Source organism: Deferrivibrio essentukiensis, assembly GCF_020480685.1.
GTDB lineage: Bacteria > Chrysiogenota > Deferribacteres > Deferribacterales > Deferrivibrionaceae > Deferrivibrio > Deferrivibrio essentukiensis.
Map to the genome: position 1 here is coordinate 15,857 of NZ_JAJAFU010000007.1, position 19,523 is coordinate 35,379.

General features: G+C 32.7%; 19 protein-coding genes. 2 read left to right on the forward strand and 17 right to left on the reverse strand.

Features of this window, described 5'->3' with window-relative positions; all coding sequences use genetic code 11:
* Positions 1 to 4: 4 nt before the first annotated feature.
* The 17 genes from nqrE to accD all read right to left on the reverse strand — a co-directional run bounded on the left by nqrE (position 5) and on the right by accD (position 18,632).
* Positions 5 to 616 carry an NADH:ubiquinone reductase (Na(+)-transporting) subunit E gene (nqrE, locus tag LF845_RS05070; RefSeq protein ID WP_242819920.1) on the reverse strand — a complete coding sequence of 204 codons (612 nt, stop codon included), beginning with the start codon at positions 614 to 616 and terminating at the stop codon, positions 5 to 7.
* Positions 616 to 1,245, reverse strand: a complete 630-nt coding sequence (locus LF845_RS05075; RefSeq protein ID WP_423220571.1) for an NADH:ubiquinone reductase (Na(+)-transporting) subunit D — start codon at positions 1,243 to 1,245, stop codon at positions 616 to 618. The genes nqrE and LF845_RS05075 overlap by 1 nt, the downstream gene beginning before the upstream one ends.
* Complete coding sequence (nqrC, locus tag LF845_RS05080) at positions 1,211 to 1,993, reverse strand: NADH:ubiquinone reductase (Na(+)-transporting) subunit C (RefSeq protein WP_242819922.1); 783 nt, start codon at positions 1,991 to 1,993, stop codon at positions 1,211 to 1,213. The genes LF845_RS05075 and nqrC overlap by 35 nt, the downstream gene beginning before the upstream one ends.
* Positions 1,977 to 3,182, reverse strand: coding sequence for an NADH:ubiquinone reductase (Na(+)-transporting) subunit B (locus tag LF845_RS05085; protein ID WP_242819923.1), 1,206 nt, complete (start codon positions 3,180 to 3,182; stop codon positions 1,977 to 1,979). The genes nqrC and LF845_RS05085 overlap by 17 nt, the downstream gene beginning before the upstream one ends.
* Before the next feature lie 15 nt (positions 3,183 to 3,197).
* Positions 3,198 to 4,523 carry an NADH:ubiquinone reductase (Na(+)-transporting) subunit A gene (gene nqrA, locus LF845_RS05090; protein WP_242819924.1) on the reverse strand — a complete coding sequence of 442 codons (1,326 nt, stop codon included), beginning with the start codon at positions 4,521 to 4,523 and terminating at the stop codon, positions 3,198 to 3,200.
* A 350-nt stretch (positions 4,524 to 4,873) separates the two neighbouring features.
* Complete coding sequence (locus LF845_RS05095) at positions 4,874 to 5,983, reverse strand: ABC transporter permease (RefSeq protein ID WP_242819925.1); 1,110 nt, start codon at positions 5,981 to 5,983, stop codon at positions 4,874 to 4,876.
* Entirely contained in the window at positions 5,980 to 7,098 is a 1,119-nt protein-coding gene (locus LF845_RS05100; RefSeq protein ID WP_242819926.1) for an ABC transporter permease, read from the reverse strand. Before LF845_RS05100 ends, LF845_RS05095 begins: the two co-directional genes overlap by 4 nt.
* Positions 7,085 to 8,872 carry an ATP-binding cassette domain-containing protein gene (locus tag LF845_RS05105; RefSeq protein ID WP_242819927.1) on the reverse strand — a complete coding sequence of 596 codons (1,788 nt, stop codon included), beginning with the start codon at positions 8,870 to 8,872 and terminating at the stop codon, positions 7,085 to 7,087. Before LF845_RS05105 ends, LF845_RS05100 begins: the two co-directional genes overlap by 14 nt.
* Positions 8,869 to 9,945: an HlyD family secretion protein gene (locus tag LF845_RS05110; protein WP_242819928.1), complete on the reverse strand. Its 1,077-nt coding sequence runs from the start codon at positions 9,943 to 9,945 to the stop codon at positions 8,869 to 8,871. The genes LF845_RS05105 and LF845_RS05110 overlap by 4 nt, the downstream gene beginning before the upstream one ends.
* Positions 9,946 to 10,059: 114 nt before the next feature.
* Positions 10,060 to 11,268: an FprA family A-type flavoprotein gene (locus tag LF845_RS05115; RefSeq protein ID WP_242819929.1), complete on the reverse strand. Its 1,209-nt coding sequence runs from the start codon at positions 11,266 to 11,268 to the stop codon at positions 10,060 to 10,062.
* A gap of 44 nt (positions 11,269 to 11,312) precedes the next feature.
* Positions 11,313 to 11,471 carry a rubredoxin gene (gene rd, locus LF845_RS05120; protein WP_242819930.1) on the reverse strand — a complete coding sequence of 53 codons (159 nt, stop codon included), beginning with the start codon at positions 11,469 to 11,471 and terminating at the stop codon, positions 11,313 to 11,315.
* 48 nt (positions 11,472 to 11,519) lie between these two features.
* Positions 11,520 to 12,509: a DHH family phosphoesterase gene (locus LF845_RS05125; RefSeq protein ID WP_242819931.1), complete on the reverse strand. Its 990-nt coding sequence runs from the start codon at positions 12,507 to 12,509 to the stop codon at positions 11,520 to 11,522.
* A gap of 32 nt (positions 12,510 to 12,541) precedes the next feature.
* Positions 12,542 to 13,501, reverse strand: coding sequence for a hypothetical protein (locus LF845_RS05130; protein ID WP_242819932.1), 960 nt, complete (start codon positions 13,499 to 13,501; stop codon positions 12,542 to 12,544).
* 58 nt (positions 13,502 to 13,559) lie between these two features.
* Entirely contained in the window at positions 13,560 to 14,531 is a 972-nt protein-coding gene (locus LF845_RS05135; RefSeq protein WP_242819933.1) for an NAD-dependent epimerase/dehydratase family protein, read from the reverse strand.
* Positions 14,528 to 16,654, reverse strand: a complete 2,127-nt coding sequence (locus tag LF845_RS05140) for an LPS-assembly protein LptD (protein WP_242819934.1) — start codon at positions 16,652 to 16,654, stop codon at positions 14,528 to 14,530. The genes LF845_RS05135 and LF845_RS05140 overlap by 4 nt, the downstream gene beginning before the upstream one ends.
* Positions 16,647 to 17,783 carry a Mur ligase family protein gene (locus LF845_RS05145; RefSeq protein WP_242819935.1) on the reverse strand — a complete coding sequence of 379 codons (1,137 nt, stop codon included), beginning with the start codon at positions 17,781 to 17,783 and terminating at the stop codon, positions 16,647 to 16,649. The genes LF845_RS05140 and LF845_RS05145 overlap by 8 nt, the downstream gene beginning before the upstream one ends.
* The gene (gene accD / locus LF845_RS05150) at positions 17,784 to 18,632 is read right to left on the reverse strand and encodes an acetyl-CoA carboxylase, carboxyltransferase subunit beta (protein ID WP_242819936.1); all 849 of its coding nucleotides are present in this window, start codon (positions 18,630 to 18,632) and stop codon (positions 17,784 to 17,786) included.
* 199 nt (positions 18,633 to 18,831) lie between these two features.
* Here accD and LF845_RS05155 point away from each other — a divergent pair, with 199 nt between their 5' ends.
* The gene (locus tag LF845_RS05155) at positions 18,832 to 19,110 is read left to right on the forward strand and encodes a DUF134 domain-containing protein (protein WP_242819937.1); all 279 of its coding nucleotides are present in this window, start codon (positions 18,832 to 18,834) and stop codon (positions 19,108 to 19,110) included.
* A gap of 16 nt (positions 19,111 to 19,126) precedes the next feature.
* Complete coding sequence (locus LF845_RS05160; RefSeq protein ID WP_242819938.1) at positions 19,127 to 19,459, forward strand: hypothetical protein; 333 nt, start codon at positions 19,127 to 19,129, stop codon at positions 19,457 to 19,459.
* Positions 19,460 to 19,523 lie beyond the last annotated feature (64 nt).

Here is a 19,523-nt window from a genome sequence, read left to right on the forward strand (position 1 = left end):
CCGATTAAAGTTTAATTCCCGAAAATAGCATAAAAGCAATTGCCATAATCCCGGCCATTATAAATGTGATTCCTATTCCATCTAATCCTTTTGGAACATCAGAATACTTCATTTTTTCCCTAATTCCCGCCAATGTTACAATAGCAAGTGCCCATCCAACACCTGACCCAAGACCATAAACAACACTTTCTCCAAAGTTATAGTTTCTTTGCACCATAAAGAGTGTGCCACCCAAAATAGCACAGTTTACGGTTATAAGTGGAAGAAATATCCCAAGTGCGTTGTATAAAGCAGGCATAAATTTATCAAGAAACATTTCAAGTACTTGTACCAATGCTGCAATAACGCCTATATATGTAACAAGCCCGATAAATGTAAGGTCTACATTTTCAAACCCCAACCACGACAATGCGCCTTCTCTTAAAATGTGTTGATATATAAGGTTGTTAACAGGTACGGTTATTGTTTGTACAACTATTACTGCAATACCGAGTCCCTTAGCTGTCTCAATTTGTTTGGAAACAGCCAAAAAAGTACACATTCCCAAGAAAAAGGCTAATGCCATATTTTCTACGAATACAGATTTTACAAAGAGGCTTAAATAAGCTTCAAGCATTATTTTTCTTCCTTAATAAGTAATTTTACACCCCATATAATAAGGCCTATAAGAAAAAAAGCACTTGGGGCAAGTAAAAAAAGGCCATTTGGAGTGTACCAACCGCCATTATTAACGGTAGTTAATACTTCAATGCCAAAAAGTTTTCCAGAGCCGATAATTTCTCTGAAAAAACCTACAATAATTAGAATAAGCCCATACCCTATACCGTTTCCAAGGCCGTCAAGAAGGCTGTCTATAGGTTTATTTTTCAATGCAAATGCTTCAGCCCTACCCATAAGGATACAGTTTGTGATTATAAGCCCCACAAAAACGGATAACTGCTTGCTAATATCGTACATAAAAGCCTTTATCACCTGATCTGCAACAATTACAAGTGATGCAATTACAGTCATTTCAACAATTATTCTAATGCTTGGCGGAATAAAGTTTCTGATTGCGCTTATAGCAAAGTTAGAAATACTTAATACAGCTGTAACCGATAAGGCCATTACTACAGAGGTTTTTAAGTTTGAGGTAACCGCAAGAGCTGAGCATATTCCTAAAATCTGAACAGCTATAGGGTTATTTTTAAAAATAGGGTCAAAAAATAGGTTAATTCTTTTCAATTGGCAACTCCTTGTGTTCATTTAGGTATTTTAAAAGATAGCCAAACCCTTTATCGCTAAGCCAGAATCTTACAAATGAGTTAACCCCATTAGTAGTCATTGTAGCCCCTGAGAGACCATCGATTTGGTATTGCCAATTTTCGCTATTTTTATCAGGGTTTCCTTTTATAACCTCAATTTTCAGATTACCATTTTTATCAAATATTTTTTTGGATTTCCAGAGAGATTTCCATTTAGGATTATCCACTTCTCCACCAAGACCGGGTGTTTCTTTTTGATCATAAAAGGTTAACCCTTTTATGGTGTTTCCGTCTTTCTCTATAGCTATAAAACCGTACATCGTTGACCATAAACCGTTACCGTAAATTGGCAGCACGATACAGTCTAAATTCCCATTCTCATAAAATGCGTAAAAAGGAATTTTGGCAGGTATACTTTTGAATCCTTCAAGCCCTTCTTCAACTTTTATACTTGTTTGAGGGTTTTCAGATATTTTTTTGAAGTTTTTAAAATATTTACTAACATCATCAGCAATTTCTACTCTTTTTGATTTAAGATCGAAGTAAAATATTTTAATTTTTTTAAACTCTTCATCAAGATTATTAATATTTTTTCCCGCAGCAAGAAGGACGTTTTTGTTTCTCTCAAGCTCTTCATTTTTTTGCTGAATAGGTTTTAGCAACACAGCAGCCAGCGATACAACAAATGAGAAAAACAGTGCCAAAATAAGTGCCGTAAGAAATATTTTTTTGTTAGATTCTTGTTGCATATCTTTTTTCTCTTCTTTTTATATTACTTTCTATTACAAAGTGGTCTATAAGTGGTGCCATAATATTGGCAAATAGTATTGCAAGCATAACTCCTTCAGGATACGCTGGGTTTACTATTCTTATGATTGCAGTTAATGCACCTATTAATAAACCGTAATAGTATTTCCCCTTCTCCGTCATTGATGCAGATACAGGGTCAGTAGCCATGAAAACTACCCCAAATGCAAAGCCCCCAACGATAAGGTGTATCAGCGGGTTTAGTTGAAACATATGGTTTGTATCGCTTCCAATCATATAGAATATCGAAGATACGCCGAGCAGACCAATTACGGAACTTAATATAATTCTCCAGGAGCCAATTCCAGTATAGATTAATACAAATGCTCCAAACAAGCATGCAAGTGTTGATGTTTCACCCATTGAGCCGGGTATGAATCCTAAAAAAGCATCCGTTAAGCTGTAAGAAATTTTCCCTGCAGAAGCCATTTCGGCAAGAGGAGTGGCTTTTGATATTGAATCAAGACCAATCCATACTTTGTCACCCGACATTGAAGCAGGATAGGCAAAAAAGAGGATTGCTCTTGAAAAAAGTGCAGGGTTTACAATATTTCTTCCTGTACCTCCAAATACCTCTTTTCCTAAAACAAGACCTATTGAAAGAGCCACACTTGCTTCCCATAAAGGTACTGTAGGTGGTAGAATGAGAGGGTAGAGCAGGGAAGTAACAAGAAAAGCTTCTCCTATTTCATGTTTTCTTATTACTGCAAACAATAACTCCCATGTGCCACCGACTATTAGAGTAATTATATAAAGAGGGAAGAAGTAAAGACTACCAAGAAAAAAATTGGAGCTAATACTTTTATAGTCATAAGGGATATTAAATAGTTCCATCAATGTATGTCTAAATCCTATGGCAGTTTTGCTGCTGTCAAGAGCATAAGCAAGGTTTGCCTGATAGCCTGTATTGTAAAGAGCCATAATAACACAGGGGATAAGAGCAATAACTACTGTTGTCATTACACGTTTGAGGTCTAAACCGTCCCTTATATGTGTTTTCCCTTTTGTCCTGTTAAGCGGGGTTAGAATAAAAGTGTCTATCATTTCAAAGACGGGAAAAAGGCTCTCAAATTTTCCACCTTTAACAAAATGTTTTTCAACCTTCGCAAAAAACTTGGTAAGTTTTTTCATCTATTCTCCTAACTATCAAAAAGCTTCATTGTAAATTGAGTCCAATACTTCTCTAAGAAGTTTTGAATAATCATTTTTCCCTGGACATACAAAAGTGCAAAGTGCAAGGTCTTCTTCACCAAGCTCAAGACAGCCGAGTTTTTGCGCCATTTCTGTCTCACCAATAGAGAGATACCTTAAAAGGTGAGTAATCTCTATGTCGAAAGGGAAAACTTTTTCGTACGAGCCAACAGGGATTATAGGTCTTACGCTTCCATGCATAGATGTATCAAATGTGACATGTTTATTACCAAATAACTTTGATAAAAATACATTTTTGACAGAGAATACGTCAATACCTGGCAATGCCCATTCCATGAATTTTCTCTCGGTCATTTCATTTAAAATTGTAATTTGATAGTCATATCTACCTAAAAACGGTTCATCTTTTGTAACTTTCCTGCCATATAGTATGTTACCGGAAACGATTCTTACATTATCATCATAATCTTTATTAATAATATCAAAAACATTACTCCCTAAAGGAGCATTTACAATAGTTACTTTTTGATTGATAATATCCGAAACAGCTATATATCTATAAGCGGATAATATATTTTTACTAAAAAGTTTTCCTATTGCAGCTACTTCTTGAAAGTCGATATACCATACGCTTTTCTTCTCATTGACGGGGTATAGGTGATGAATATGTGTGCCCGTAAGTCCGGCTGGATGATTGCCTATAAATTTGACAATATTCAGCTTTTCTGTTTCCTTAACATCTAAGTTAAAATTCTTGTCGACACATACCAATATCTTCGATTTAGCAATATCACTAATAATCTGTAAGCCTTCTATAAATTCATCTTTTATTAAAGAGATTATACTGCTTGCATTATATGCAAGAGGCCTTGTGTCCATTGCATTTACAAATATCACCTCAGGCAAGTTTTTCGGGTCGGGTAACATGTCAAAAGGACGCTGTCTAAATGCCGAAAATAAACCACTTTCAAGCAAAGTTTTTAATATATCTCTTTTGTCAGCCTTAAAATCAAATTCAAAGCAGTTATCTTCAACTTCAACACAGGCAGACAATATTTTCCTTTTTTCACCTCTGGTTACGTATTTAAATATGCCATTTGCCAAGACGTTTAGTTTTAAATCTTCATTCTTTTTGTGCTGAAGGAGAAAAACTGAAGGTGTAATTTTAGTATTATCCTCTACTAAAAGTCTTGGCTTAAACAACTTGTAGTCTTCAGTTGTAATGCCTACAGATTTAGGAATAATATTTCCAATATTACTATCATCATATTTGCAGGATAAGGGTAAGGTTACCCCTTTTTTTATCTTAACTTCTTTCATTCTTTTGTCTGTCCTGATAAAATTTTATCAACTTATTACTAATTTTAAAATTCAACTTATTCTCCGTTATGTCTATATACAATTAAAACACAAAAAACAAAAAAGTCAACAAAGGGTTTTTTAGAAAAGTTTTAAATAAAAGGCAAGTAAAAATTTAAAGTTGATCAACTTTTGTTATATTTTGCCAAAAAGACATAATTATCAGGGAATTGTGTAGTAAATAAGTTATTTGACAATAAGTTAGACTAATTCTAAAGAAGTTGTTTTTGACATATTTTCCACAAAAAAATACCTAAAGCAAAAAGAATTAAGGGTTTGTGATTAAAATTTGTGCAAATTGAGATAGGAGATTAAATCCTTCTCTTTAGAAAATATGCTCCAAAAGCAAATACAGGGACGCCGAGTAAGAATGTGCCAAGAAAATATTTGTAGACATAATTAAGATTAAGCCCTTTTAATATAATACTGAAAGAGCCTTCAAGGTAATATTTTAACGGTGACAAATATGTTAATTTTTGAAAAACGTATGGCATACTTTCAACAGGTGCCCATGAGCCGGAAAGGTAAAGAATAGGCAGCAGCAGCATTATTGTGATTTGAGAAACCTGAAGCATGTTGTTGGCTACGGAAGCTATAAACATAGAAATCCCTGATGAAGTAAATACGTATAGTATTGTAAGGAGTGTAAAGAGCATAAAACTCCCTTGAAAAGGAATTTTTAAGAGACCTTTAATAATAAATATTGTGGAAATAATGACACCTAACACTATAATGACATTCATCGCAATAACCTTTGCTATCATAAATTCGGAGATTTTGACGGGAGAAACAAGTAGCATTTCTATATTACCGTTTTCCTTTTCTTTTATTATCGCAGATGCAGGGAGTATAAGTATGAGAAGGGTTATAACGCTAAAAAGTTCCGTTATTGTCATGAATATGTGAGAATCCATATTTTGGTTATATAAAACCTTTTGCTGCAGATTTACGATAGGCAACTTTTTAATATTGATATGGAAAGACTTTTCCAAGGAAAACTTGGATATTATATTTGCGGCATATCCTGCAAAAAGATAGCTTGAGGATGACTCTGTGCCGTTGACTATAATACCGACATAGTTTTCAGATTTTGAAAGTATCTTTTTTTCAAAATCTTTCGGGATTGTTATTATACCTACACATTTATCCTCAAACATATATTTTTCAGCTGTTTTTAATCCGGATATATAGCCCATAAATTCAAATGTAGGTTTTTGAAATTTTGAGACAAGCTCTCTTGATAGATAAGACATATCTTCATCTATTACATAAAACTTGGCATTTTTTAGAGTCAAGTCTATCCCCCTTGCAGCAATATATAGGTCACCGGTGAATAGATAGAAGACAAATAAAAGTAGCCCTTTGTCACGAAAAAACTGTATAAGCTCTTTGATTATTAAAACAATCAATCTGTATATCATTCGTATTTCCTAAATCTAAAAATAGATAAACTAAGGAGAATAAGATAAAAAATTGCTAATATACCCATATTGCTTACATATTCATACAAGGAAAGCCCTTTAAGATAGCACATTTTTATAAGGTTGAAATAGTAATAGTTTGGAAAAATGTGGGCAATAAAGTATGCCTCATTTGCCATTGAGCTTACAGGTGTAATATAACCTGAATATAATATTGCAGGAATAATACATATAATTGCCGACCCTACAACTGCTGTTACCTGAGTCTTGACAAATGTTGATATGAGAATCCCAAGAGAGGTAGAAACCAAAAGATAAAGTACCGAAGAAAAGCTAAAGAGTAAAAAACTCCCCTTAAATGGAACATCAAACAGGAAGATAGTCATAGAATATAATATAAAGTAGTTGATAATAAAAATAGACATAACAAAAAGTTGTTTGGCAAGAATGAATTCAGTCTTCCTAATAGATGATGTATAAATATTGTAGATAGAACCGTACTCTTTTTCTTTAACAACCAAAAGGGATGAAACAATTGCCGGTCCGATAAAAAGGGCTATGAGGAGGACTCCTGAAGCAGTAACATTTTTTTGTCTCATATCTTCATTGAACCAGTATCTTGTTCTAATGTCAGTAATTTTACTATTTTGGCTATGTTTTGAGAGTAAATTTAAATTAAAATTGTTTGTAATGATAGTTGAATAACTTATTGATACCGAAGCTCTATATGGAAATATCCCATCCTCAAAAATTTGTATGTCCACAGGGAGATTTGCTTTTAATCTTTTTTCAAAATTTGAAGGGATTACAAGAAGCATTCTCGATTTTCCTTTGTCAATCAACTCTATACCTTCACTTTGACTTTTTACCGTGCCAATAAATTTGTAATATCTGCTGTTTTGAATAAAGCTGTATGTTAATTCCCTGCTGAGATAAGAATTGTCTTCATCTAATACTACAAAAGGTATTTTCTCAACGTCCAAAGCCATTCCATAGCCAAAAACAAACATTATCATTATTGGCATCATAAATACCATTATCCTTGAAATTTTATCCCTTTTCAGCTCCTTTATTTCTTTTTTATAAATCGTTGATATCTTTTTAATATTCAACATTTTCTGTTGCTCCCACAAATATGTCTTCTATGGAGACTTCACCTGCCGAAAAAGTCATATTTAGAGATGATAAATCATCTAAATTTTTAGCAAAGACTTTGACTTTGTTACCAAAAATATCCGTATAAAATCCTGCTTTTCTCAAAGATTCTTCAAGTTTATAGGGATTTTTTGTTTTTATGGAATAAGGTTGACCGTATTTTCTCTTAAAATTTTCCCTTAAATTTTCAGGGGTATTATATTCTACAACTTCTCCGTTATTCATAAGACATATTTTATCACAAAAATCTGCCTCTTTCATGAAGTGGGTTGAAACTATGAATGTGGTATTTTTATTATTTGAAAGGTATCTGATTATTTGCCAAAACACGTCCCTTTCACTTATATCGACTCCGGAAGTGGGTTCATCAAGGAAAACAAGTTTGGGCTCATGCACTATTGCGCACATCAGAGCTATTCTTTGTTTAATACCTAAAGGTAGTTTTTCTACAATTTCATTTTGGTACTTTTCAAGATTACCAATTGTATAGAGCTCATTGATTTTTTGGGCAAGTTTTGGATTTTTTATGTTTCGAATGGCAGCATTTAGCTTTAAATTTTCTTTCACAGTCAAGTCATTGTAAAGAGAAAATTTTTGGGACATATAGCCGATATTTTCTTTGATGTTGGTATTATCTATAAAAAAGTCGTATTTGCCGCTTGTTGGTTTATACAAACCCAATAAGATTTTCATTAAAGTAGTTTTCCCTGCACCGTTAGGTCCCAATAATCCAATAATTTCCCCTTTATAAACTTCAAAAGAAACATTTTTTACAGCATGAAAGTCACCAAATTTTTTAGTTACACTTTCAAGACCGAGTATTTTTCCGCCAATACTTTTTGATGAATTTAAATTTAGGTTTAATTTCCTTGTCCCGATAATTTTTAATGTTTTTTCTTCAATACCGCACTCAACTTTTATACAATCCTCATAACCTATTGATTGCTTAGGTAAAAATTTTACGAAATTTCTACCTAATGTTGCAAAGTAGTGTTCGGAGTTGTTTAATGTGTTATAAAATTCTATAAAATCTGGTTTTTTATATATTAAACAATTTTCAGTTGAGTTTTCCTTACTACTAAATATTATCTTCCCATTATGCATAAAGAGAGTTGTATCCCCCCTTTCTGCTTCATCCATATATGAAGTGGAGACAACGGCTGTTACCCCTTCTTTGTCAATAAATTGGTAAATTAGTCTGTAAAGTTCTCGTCTTGAAATAGGGTCAACGCCGGTTGTAGGCTCATCCAATATTATTATCTTGGGAGAATGTATTAAGGAGCAACATATCCCAAGTTTTTGTTTCATCCCCCCAGAAAGCTTGTTTACCTGCCTGTCTCTAAAGTTCAACAAGCCCGTTGCTTTTAATAATGTTACTTTCCTATCTTCCCTCGTTTTTTTATCTATCCCATGCAGGTCTGCAAAAAAGTTAATGTTTTCTTCGATGCTTAATCTTTGATAAAGGTTTAGCCCCAAGCCTTGGGGCATAAAAGCTATGTTGTCTTTTAAATGTTCGATATCTTTCATTTTAATTATCTCTTTACCAAATATGGAAAAATACCCAGAGTCAAATTTCAAAACGCCAGCAAGTATTTTTAAAAGAGTAGATTTTCCAGCTCCATCAGGGCCGACTATGCAGGTCAAAGATTTTTTTGGTATCTTGACAGATACATTATCAAGAGCTACGGATTTTTTGTATCTTTTGGTAATATTTGTTGCTTCTATTATATTCATTGAATGTTCAGTAAAAAGTCAGCCGGCATTCCGGGTTTTAAGATATTTTCAGTGTCGTTAACGAACACTTTGATTAAAAATACTTGCTTAACCCTTTCCCCCTGAGTTTGCACCTCTTTCGGAGTAAACTCTGACTTGTCACTTATGTAAACAATCTTTCCTTTAAAGGCCTTATTTTCAAAGCTATCAATCGTTAATTCACCTTCTAACCCTATTTTGACTTTTCCAAGATATGGCTCGGGAAGATAACCTCTAAAATACATTTTTGACGGTTCATATGCCGTGATAATCGGTTGGCCAGCCGCTATTACTTCAGAAGGTTGGGAAAGTTTTTTTAATATCAAAAGATTTGAATGTGCGTATATTTTTGAGTCATTAAGGTACGTATTAAGTTCATTGATAAATTCTTTTATTTTCTGACTATTATTCTCAGCAATTTTTAAATCCAATTCCGCAATTTTTAGGCTCGATTCAAGAGATTTTATCTCTTCAAATATAATGTCTACTTCTTTTTTATTCTCAATGGCCACTTTAAGTGCATTTTCGGCATTTTGGAGGTCTTTAACCGATAAGTTGTAAGCAGTCTTTATCTCTTCGTATTTTTGTTCGGAAATCGCTTTTTCTTTAAATAGTTTTTCATATCTTTTGTAATCACTTTCAATTTTTTCTAAATTTGCTTTAGCCTTTTCAAGATTATTTTCAGATATCAAAATATTACTGTTTAGATTTTTTTCTGTAATATTTTTTTTGATGATTAGTTGCTGTAACTTATTCTTCAAAATGCCAATATTTGATTTTTTTACGTTTATATTACTTAGGCTTGATTTTTCATCTATTTTTGCTTGATTAATTTTAGACGTTATGTCTTCACTGTAAAGCTCGGCAATAAGCTCCCCGCTTTTTACATTGTCACCCTCTTCAATATAGATACCCTTTATTTTCCCGGGCATTTTAAATGCAAGGTTTATTTCATCGGCTTCAATGCGCCCGCTTATTTTTAACCCTGAAGAGCTACTGTTAGTGCAGCCAAAAAGCATTAGTGCGGATAACAAAGAAAATATAATTTTATACATATTATCTCCTTGCACTATTTTATAAAAGAAATTTGTAAATGACAATTAAAGAATTGAAAATATAGATTAAAAATTTACCTTTGAATAAACTAAGAGGGTTTCCCCTCTTAGTTTTTAATTTCCTTCTAAGACTTTTAAGGCAAACTCTCTGCCCCAATCGTAAGCTTTCTTTAGCTCTTCTTCACTCGGAGTCATTTGGACTTTTAAGGATTCCAAAGGTAATTTCATTCTCATGGTTTTTAATATATCTTCACACATTTTGACACCTTCCCCACTCCAGCCGTATGAGCCGAAAGCACCGGCTTTTCTGTTTGATACATTAAGGACAACGAGCTGAGCAAAAATGTTGAAAATTGGCTTTGGAGCTTTGGCGTTTATTGTAGCAGTCCCCATTAAAAGACCATGAGAAATTTCTATTTCATCTATAATTGTTGATGCATTAGTTTCTGCAGCATCAAACATTTTGACAATTATTCCCGTTTCCTCGGCACCTTTTTTAATTTGTTCGGCAAGTAATTTTGTATTTCCATATGCAGTGGCATAAACCACTGTTATCTGTCGGTTGTGATTATTTTGATAATATCTGTTTGCTTGCTCTTTGTAAAAATTGATATAAAAATCTATATTTTCACGTAAAATCGGTCCGTGCGACGGGCAAACCATTTTTATGGTAATATTTTCAATTTTTTTAAATGCCGTTAAAATGTGTTCTTTGTAGGGTCTCATGATAGCATTGTAATAAAACTTAAATGCTTCTTGTGTATCTTTTTTTTCTTTTATTTCATCGTTAAAAATACCTGTTTCAGGGCAATAATGCGCACCCAAAAAGTCACAAGGGAATAAGATTTCATCTTCTACCAAGTATGTAAACATTGTGTCAGGCCAGTGAAGAAAAGGGGTGTGAAAAAACCTTAATGTCTTACCACCTAAGTCTATCGTATCGGCATCTCCGACAGCCCTGCCGTTGAATTCTTTGTTTACAATATTTTGCACAAAATTTTTGCCTGTCTTTGAGTATATTACTTCAATATTAGGGTTTATTTCCAAAATTTTAGGAAGCGCACCTGAGTGGTCAGGTTCGTTATGATTTAATATAATGTAATCTATATCTTTGATGGGGCAAATCTCTTCAATAGTTTTAACATATTCGTCTGCAAAAATCATTTTATTTGCTTCAATAAGTGCCTTTTTTTCTGATCCTATAACAAGATAACTGTTGTAAGTAGTACCATGCTTAGTGGGAATAACAATATCAAATACTTCAAGCTTCGGGTCTCTGACACCTACCCAAAAAATATTTTCCTTTATCTGAATCGCTTTCATCAACTACCTCCATTAAAAAACCACCCCTTGGGGTGGTTTAGATGTTATTCGTATTCTTCAAAGCTTTCTTTTGGTGCGCCACACTCCGGGCAAAGCCAGTCAGAAGGAACATCTTCCCAAGCAGTACCAGGATTAACACCGTTATCAGGGTCTCCTGCAGCCGGATCATAAATGTAACCACAAATTGTGCAAATATACTTCATAGTAACCTCCTTTATTTAGAACAATTATAAATATAAAAACCCGAATTGTCAAATAGATTTTTCTTCCGGGTTTTTAATTCCAATTTTCTTTAATAATCTCTTCTTAATTGTATCACAAATTTCTGAATATGTCTTTCCATTTAATGGAATTTGTCCACCTGCGGATTTCATATGACCGCCACCGGTACCCAAATTTTTTACGATTGAAAGGGCGATACTCCCCACTTTTTTCTTGCTGGACTTGCATCTTAGTGAGAAATAGGCCATATTTTCAACCCTACCGATTACAAAAGTCCATTTGATATCCCTTATTTTAAGTAAAACGTCAGCAGTTTCTGCAATTAGGTCAGTATTTCTTACTTCGTCCAGATTACAAAAAACTAAATCTTCAATTACAACGGAATTTTCAATGGCCTTTTTTATGTTTTTAAAATGGTAGCGGGGAAGGTCGGGTGTTTCAATTTTTGCTAATTTGTTCAAGTTAATAAATGGTAATATATACCCCATCATTTCCAAATCAATTTTGCTATTGCTTCTGCCATAGCCAATAGTGTCTGTTTTTATTCCATAATAGAGTGCAGTAGCGGTGAATTTATCAAGCTCCATACCTAATATTTTGTAATATTCGCCAATGATTGTGCTGGTGCTTCCGTATTTAGGCCTTACATCATATATTTTTGCATTTTTAGTTTGTATTCTGAAATTATGGTGGTCAATTACAATATCAGGGAAAAATTTATCCGGGATATAGACATTTCCGGCAGTAGGTTGAGTATCTACTAATATGATACAGTCATATCTTGAAAATGTCAGCTTTCTTGATGCATGAAGTTCAATTTTGCACTGTTTGACCATTTCACGGTTTTCAGCTCTGCCAATAACCCCGTCATAGGCGATTGTGCATCTTTTTTTAAATGTTTTAACTAAAATATTTTTAATACCGGCGGCAGCTCCGAGGGTATCAGGGTCGGGGTTGTTGTGCGTAAGTATCAGAATCTTTCTTTTAGGTTTAACAAAATTTAATATTTCGTTTATCATTTGTCTTTATCATACCATATAAAGTATTATTTTTACAAGAAAGTAATAATAATCTCATCATTTTCTGTTTCTATGGATATTTTATTGTCATAAGTTACAATTTTTTCGGACAATTTTTCCTGTGAAAATTTAGTCGTCACTTCAAATGTCGCTTGGCTCATAGAATATGACTTTAAAGTGTAATTGCTTATAAACCCTTTTTCTTTTAAGAAGTTTAGCAATTTATTTAAGTTGGAGATAGTTTTAAAATTGATAAATGTGGCATTATACGACTTTTCAGTAGCCTTATTTGCTTCCGATTTAATGATATTTGCCGTGATATACTTGAGAATATTTTCAGAGGCCTTTTTGAAAGCATCTAAAGCTGCATCTAATTCTGTTTTACCAAGAGAAGATGTTACTGTTTTGATTGTAGGTAAAGTTTCTTTTTTAGTATAAATTTTTACCGTAGTGGTGAGCCTGCAAAAATAATCTTTATCTATCGGAGAGCATTCTGGGGAAACGTTAAAAATAAAGAAATATTTTGCTTTGCTGTTTCCAAAATTGGAAAGTTTGTCTTCGAAGTTTGAATTATCCGGTGTGAGTATTTCAAAGTCTTCTTGATATTTGATAGAAAAGTTATATTGGGGTAATATTTGGTTAATTTGCTCTTTTATTTTTGTTTTTAAGTTGGAGTCTAAATCTTCATTTTCAAAAATGTAGATAACGGAATGCGTGATATTGTTAATAAGGTAGTTAGCGTCAGTAATTGCAACCTCATCAATAGTTGCATTTATTTCATAGTATACAGTAAAATTATCTACTTTTCTGCTAAGGACAGTGTATTTTTTTATAAACTTAAAAAATTCTTCATTGATATCAGGTATATCCTCTTCGGAGTGATTTAAAACAAAGTAGTTGTATAAGGCATCAATTAATGCGGAGTTTTTGGCGGATATTTCAGCAGTTTTAAGGTCATCATTTACGATTACTGCTCTGCCGACCCCCTTCATATCATATGCGAATATAGTTGTTGAATAAAATATAATAAAAGCTATTAAAAAAAATATTTTATATCTCATCGGCAACCTTTTTTAAAGTAATTTCTAAATCCGTAAAATGTTTCCATCCCAAATTATTATAAATTTTATCAGGCATTACGCACAAGTTTAGCTTGTTTTTACCTTCATATATTACTTTTGAGCTATCAGTCTTTACAAATTCTGCGAATGTGTCAACTATTTTTTTGATACTAACATTATGGCCACAAGCATTATATATCGTAAAGTTGGTTTTATCTTTAAACGTAGATTCAATTGCGATAAGTATATCTTCTATATGCCCTATGTTTATTGTTGTTTCAGGGTGAAAATCTATTACGACTTTTTTGTTGTTTTTCAAATCTGAGAAGATATTTGGCAATATCGGATAAATACCGTTATGTCCGCCTACTAAAAAAGGGGTGCGTATTATTGTTATCGGGATGCCAAATCTTTCATTCAGTGTTTTTAAGATTGCTTCAACGGAGAGTTTTATACTGCCGCTTATTGTATCCGGGTTTGGGTGACTGTTTTCGTCATAACATTTTTCCTCTTCAGTAAATCTAAATACGTCTAAAGCGCTAATATATATAAGTCTCTTACCGGTGTAGTTACCATCCCAATGTTTTAAGGCTTCAATTGCAATGTTTAAAACACCTGAAATATTATCCCTAATGTATGAGATTCCAAGATTTTTTTTGTCTGCAATAAAGCTGTTAAAAGCAAAATTGAAAATATAATCTACCCCTTTGTTTGTGTAATATGTGGAAAGGGAGCTTTTTCTCTCAGTAAGAATATTTGAAATTAATTCCGTGTTGGTAATATCACCTTTGATATAATCGAACTTATCGTAACTGTTAAACAACTCTTTATTATTAATGTATTTTTTATCAGCTTCGTTATCTATACCAAATACATTATACATTGGAAAATTATCAAGTAAAAGTTTCGCAAATTTAGAGCCCAAATGCCCTAATACACCTGTTATTAGTATATTTTTCACTTCTTCTCCAAAATCTTTCTTTCCGCCCCTCCGAGCCCTTTAAATTCAAATATTAGATATACTGTCCTTTCTGTTTTTGTATTTATTGAGCTTTCTTCAATTATATCATAATAATTTTCTTTCAACAAAAGTCCAAAGCTCCAACAATCAGATTTATAAACACCTTTTAGCCCAAGCTCCTGCCTTTTTAGGTTTGAAAGTTTGATATTTTCTTCATCCGAAGCAAATTTTTCATAAACATTTAAATCGAATTTATTGGCACTATAAGTTACGTTATATTTGAGTGTGGTATTGTAGTCAGTAATGGTATCATCGAAAACATATTCCGTATAAAAGTAAAATTTACTTAATTTTAGTCTGTAACTATTTTTAAAATATGTGGATTGTTTTTCATAATAATCATAGCTATTCTCAAAATTGATACTGAACAAATCTTTATAATTGAAACTTGACTTTACATACAACGGTTCAAATTTTTCATCAGACTTTGATAGATTGTATTTTTGATTGATTTCAAGCTTCATGTCCCAAATATTGCCTTTAAAATAGTTGGTCATGGTGTATCCGTAATAATTTTCAGCACTAATCACATCATTTTCAATCAAGTTTGGCAAGCCTGACTGCTCTAAATATGGGGTTACCTTGTACTCAAAAGTATTAAAAATAGAATGTTTGAAACTTTGATAATTCTTATAAAGTTCGTTAAAAGACAGCTTAGCCCCGTATGAATAGATTGTCCTATTGATACTGTCACCGTTATATTTTACTTTCAAAAAGCTTTTTTCAAAGTCATTATCCTGCAATGTATTTATATTATTCAGGTTGCTCCAATAAGTGGCAGTTTGTGTGAAATGAGGGGTAAGGGTGGCGATTTTTATGTCAAATGGTTTATACAGTTTTATTTTTGCAAAGTATCTGTCATATTCGATTTTGCTGGAATTCTCGCTTCCGTCAACATTGTAAATATAGTTTGTATAGAGAATTTTATTAAAATCTGCAAAATAGTCTGCTTTGATTTCAGATAATCTCAGCCCATATTTTTCAACAATAATATTCGGCTTTCGGATTATATGATTTTTAGTAAACCCATCATCGTTTTTATAATAGTGCATGTTATCAAGGTATCTTAAAGATATGTTAGAATATTTAAGATTGTAGTTTAGTCTTATCTCATTTACCGAGTAGTTTTCATCATTTTCCAATTCGAATTTGTCGCTCTTTATAGCAAACTCGTCAAAATCTTCTTTATATTTAAAATCGCTTACATAATCTGTGTTGAATTTCAATTCCAAATTTTTTGCCAAATAAATATTTGATTTGTTAACAAATCTCCACCTTGTGGTTTTGTTTGATTTTGAGTTTTGATCATCCAGAAATTCGCCATACATGTAAATTGATTCGCTGGAAGATTTTTCATATCTGAACTCAGTGTTAAGCATTGGACCTTTTAAGCTAAAGAGGTTTACTCCGAAGGTAAAGTCTTTATTAAGACCCAAATCCAGAAAATATTTTGGTGTTACAAAAAAACCGGCATCTGTTTTAAATCCGATATCAGGAATTAAAAAGCCGCTTTCCCGTTTTTTCTTTATTGGCCAAACAAAATAAGGGGTGTAAAGTACCGGTATATCATTTATATTGAATGTAGTATGTTTTGATTTAAAATATTCGCCGTAATCAATTTCAGCTGTTCTTGAGTAAAAATACCAGTCAGGATTTTCTTGATTGCAAGAGGTTATTACTGCATTTTGAAGTAGAAAACTATTTTCCCCTGTTTTCTCAATTTTTTTCGCATTGAAGTAGGTATGCGGAGCGTAAAACCCCTTACCGTTGTTTATTAAACCTTTTTTAGTGGTTAGATTAATTTTTAGGTAACTTGCTGTCAAATAGTTGTAATCATCTTGAAATACTACATTTCCGCTTGCTTCTGCAACATTTGTATCCTTGTGGTAGGTGAGATTATCGGATGTAAGTATAATATTTTTATATGTGACCAGCACGCTTCCTACTGCAAATACAGTATTGTTATCAATGGATGTTACTTTATCTGCTTCTAAGTTTACTTTATCCTCTGCAAAGGAGATTGAAACAGCTAGTAAAACAATTATTAATATATATTTAGACAAATTTATCCCTTATTACCTTTTTTAAATGCCCACAAAGGTAAAGTGAGCCGCAAATCAGTATATCACTTTTTCCGTTTAACTCAAGTGCTTTATAAACTGCCAGGGTTGGGTCACTTATTTTGTAGATACCAGGTATATTTATCTCTTTTACCTTTATGCTTCTTTCATTATTCGGAATTTCGGTAATGATTACTTTTTTGATTTTTTTTCTTATTATTTCAATTGTCTTAATTATATCTCTATCAAGTGTGCCTGATATTATTGCTGTATCAATATTATCGATGTTATTAATGAGATTTATTATCCCGCTTGGATTATGTGCTCCGTCAAAGAGGAAGTTTTTTATTTTTTCTAACCTGCAGGGTGGAAGTTTTAGTAAATCTGCAGGAGGTATATCTATTTGAAATTCATTTTTTAGTATTAACCTTGCAAGCTCGTAATTGTGATTAAAAGGTGGAGGGAAGCTTTTTAAATATTTATTACACTGGGAAAAGAATATGCTTTTGCCTATTAATTTATTCTTTATATAATTTACTATAAAATTTTCATTCTTCCCAATGTAAACTTTTTGGTTACTTTTAATAATGTTTAATTTTTCATCAATAATTTGATATATCGATTTGCCTAAAAAATTTATGTGATCTTGTGATATTGTTGTTATAACGGGAATTTTATCAACCAAAACGTTAGTTGCGTCATAAGTACCACCCAGGCCGGTTTCGATGATACTTATGTCGGGACTTAAATCTTGAAATATATAAAATGCTATAAGTGTAATAGCTTCAAAATATGAAAGCTTAAACTTTTCAATGGCCTGTTTCGTCGCATCAAAAGCGTCATTAAATGTATTAATTTCTACTTGAGAATTATTTATAACAATTCTTTCGGTAATACTTTCCAAATGAGGAGAGGTATAAAGAACACAGTTAAAATTAGCTTTTATGAAAGATTGATGCAGGAAATATGCTGTAGAGCCTTTTCCGTTTGTCCCTGCAATGTGTATGATTTTACCGAGTCTTTTTTCGTCAAAGTCTATAAAATCAAGTGCAGAGGAGATTCTATCAAGGGTAAGCTCAATACTTTTGAACTCACCCTTTTTTGCAAAATAGCTTTCAAATTTGTTTTGCATTTAGCCAAAAAAATCTAAAAGATTACTTATGAAAGGCTTCCACTCTCTTCTATGAAGTACGGTATCTACCATCCCATGTTCCAGCAAAAATTCAGCTCTTTGGAAACCTTCGGGAAGTTTCTGTCTGATAGTTTGTTCAATAACTCTTGGACCGGCAAAACCTATAAGTGCACCTGGTTCGGCGATGATTACATCCCCTAACATTGCAAAGCTCGCTGTAACACCGCCTGTTGTAGGGTCAGTCAGAATTGATATGTGGGCAAGATTTGCAATCGCCAATTTCTTCAAAGCAGCAGAAGTCTTGGCCATTTGCATCAAGGAAAGAATACTCTCCTGCATTCTTGCGCCACCTGAACAACTTATGGTTACTACATGATTTTTGTTGACAATAGCTGACTCTACGAGTCTGGTAATTTTTTCTCCTACTACACTACCCATGCTACCGCCTAAAAAGGAGAATTCAAATGCTCCAATATGAATATTTTTTCCGTTTACTGCACCTATGCCTGATATAAAAGCATCTTTGTATCCTGTTTTCTTCATCGTATCTTTTATTCTGTCTGAATATTTCTTTGTATCTTTGAACTTTAGTGGGTCAAGGGATGTTATATCTTTATCAAGTTCGATAAAACTCCCTTTATCAATTATAAAATTTATCTTTTCCATTCCACTTGCTTTAAAGTGAAAACCGCAATTAGGACAAGTTTGAAAGTTTTTTTCAATGTCTGCTTTATAACTTATTTCACCACAAGAACTGCATTTTGCCCAAAGATTATCTTTAGTTTCAGTTTTTCTTTTTATCACTGAAACCTTCTTCACCTGCTCTTTTATAAAATCTCTAAGTCCCATATCTCACATCTCCTCCGGACGCTTTTGTAAAAAAACATTATGAACTGATTTTTTTTTACTTGCAAGAAAAAGCTTTGAGAAGCTATTCATGTTTTATTATACCATATAAAAAATAGGATAAAAGAAGGTTTGTCAATTAAAGTATACTTTTTTGGTATATTTTAGTTGATTTTTAAAAAATTATTGCTATTATGGTGTTATGGGAAGGCCGAAAAAGCACAGACACATAAATTGCAGCATTGAAGGACATTATTTCAAGCCCCAAGGGATACCTCTTAGTGAGCTTAAAGAGGTAGAGCTTGCTGCTGATGAGATTGAAGCCATCAGGTTGAAGTATGTAGAGGGCTTAGAGCAGATAGCAGGTGCCGAAAGAATGGGTATTTCTCAAAGTACTTTCCAGCGTATATTAAACTCAGCCCTTACAAAAGTGTCTACTGCCTTAGTTGAAGGCTCCGCTATTAAATTGAATACAAAATAATCATAATATTTTTCTTATGAAAGTATTTAGTCTTTTTGAATATATTATTGTTGAAAAAGATGAGTCTTTTACTTGGCTTTTGCCTGCTGAAAATTTATGGTTTCAAGGGGAAGCTTTTTTACTTGAAAAAGCAGACTGCTTGTTACTATCCCCTTATGAAGATATAGTCGCTTTGGAGGATAGCTACAGCCCAAAGCAAAAGTGGGACAAAACAAAATATTATTGTTTTTTGTCAGATTCTGGAAGTTTGAGTTATTATTATACTTCTAATAATATTAAATTGCAGCCTGATGAAGAAAAACTGGTCAGTAACCTTATAGGTTGTACTTCCCACTATCAAAAAAAATAATAAGCATTTTAATAAAACTTTTTATAAATTGTAGTCACGCAAGTTGTTTAATAGTTGAGTTTTT

What these genes read in the sequence shown, in the direction of transcription:
- nqrE (WP_242819920.1), bottom strand. Translation starts at nt 616, where the DNA reads ATGCTTGAAGCTTATTTAAGCCTCTTTGTAAAATCTGTATTCGTAGAA.
- LF845_RS05075 (WP_423220571.1), bottom strand. Translation starts at nt 1,245, where the DNA reads ATGAACACAAGGAGTTGCCAATTGAAAAGAATTAACCTATTTTTTGAC.
- nqrC (WP_242819922.1), bottom strand. Translation starts at nt 1,993, where the DNA reads ATGCAACAAGAATCTAACAAAAAAATATTTCTTACGGCACTTATTTTG.
- LF845_RS05085 (WP_242819923.1), bottom strand. Translation starts at nt 3,182, where the DNA reads ATGAAAAAACTTACCAAGTTTTTTGCGAAGGTTGAAAAACATTTTGTT.
- nqrA (WP_242819924.1), bottom strand. Translation starts at nt 4,523, where the DNA reads ATGAAAGAAGTTAAGATAAAAAAAGGGGTAACCTTACCCTTATCCTGC.
- LF845_RS05095 (WP_242819925.1), bottom strand. Translation starts at nt 5,983, where the DNA reads ATGATATACAGATTGATTGTTTTAATAATCAAAGAGCTTATACAGTTT.
- LF845_RS05100 (WP_242819926.1), bottom strand. Translation starts at nt 7,098, where the DNA reads ATGTTGAATATTAAAAAGATATCAACGATTTATAAAAAAGAAATAAAG.
- LF845_RS05105 (WP_242819927.1), bottom strand. Translation starts at nt 8,872, where the DNA reads ATGAATATAATAGAAGCAACAAATATTACCAAAAGATACAAAAAATCC.
- LF845_RS05110 (WP_242819928.1), bottom strand. Translation starts at nt 9,945, where the DNA reads ATGTATAAAATTATATTTTCTTTGTTATCCGCACTAATGCTTTTTGGC.
- LF845_RS05115 (WP_242819929.1), bottom strand. Translation starts at nt 11,268, where the DNA reads ATGAAAGCGATTCAGATAAAGGAAAATATTTTTTGGGTAGGTGTCAGA.
- rd (WP_242819930.1), bottom strand. Translation starts at nt 11,471, where the DNA reads ATGAAGTATATTTGCACAATTTGTGGTTACATTTATGATCCGGCTGCA.
- LF845_RS05125 (WP_242819931.1), bottom strand. Translation starts at nt 12,509, where the DNA reads ATGATAAACGAAATATTAAATTTTGTTAAACCTAAAAGAAAGATTCTG.
- LF845_RS05130 (WP_242819932.1), bottom strand. Translation starts at nt 13,501, where the DNA reads ATGAAGGGGGTCGGCAGAGCAGTAATCGTAAATGATGACCTTAAAACT.
- LF845_RS05145 (WP_242819935.1), bottom strand. Translation starts at nt 17,783, where the DNA reads ATGCAAAACAAATTTGAAAGCTATTTTGCAAAAAAGGGTGAGTTCAAA.
- accD (WP_242819936.1), bottom strand. Translation starts at nt 18,632, where the DNA reads ATGGGACTTAGAGATTTTATAAAAGAGCAGGTGAAGAAGGTTTCAGTG.
- LF845_RS05155 (WP_242819937.1), top strand. Translation starts at nt 18,832, where the DNA reads ATGGGAAGGCCGAAAAAGCACAGACACATAAATTGCAGCATTGAAGGA.
- LF845_RS05160 (WP_242819938.1), top strand. Translation starts at nt 19,127, where the DNA reads ATGAAAGTATTTAGTCTTTTTGAATATATTATTGTTGAAAAAGATGAG.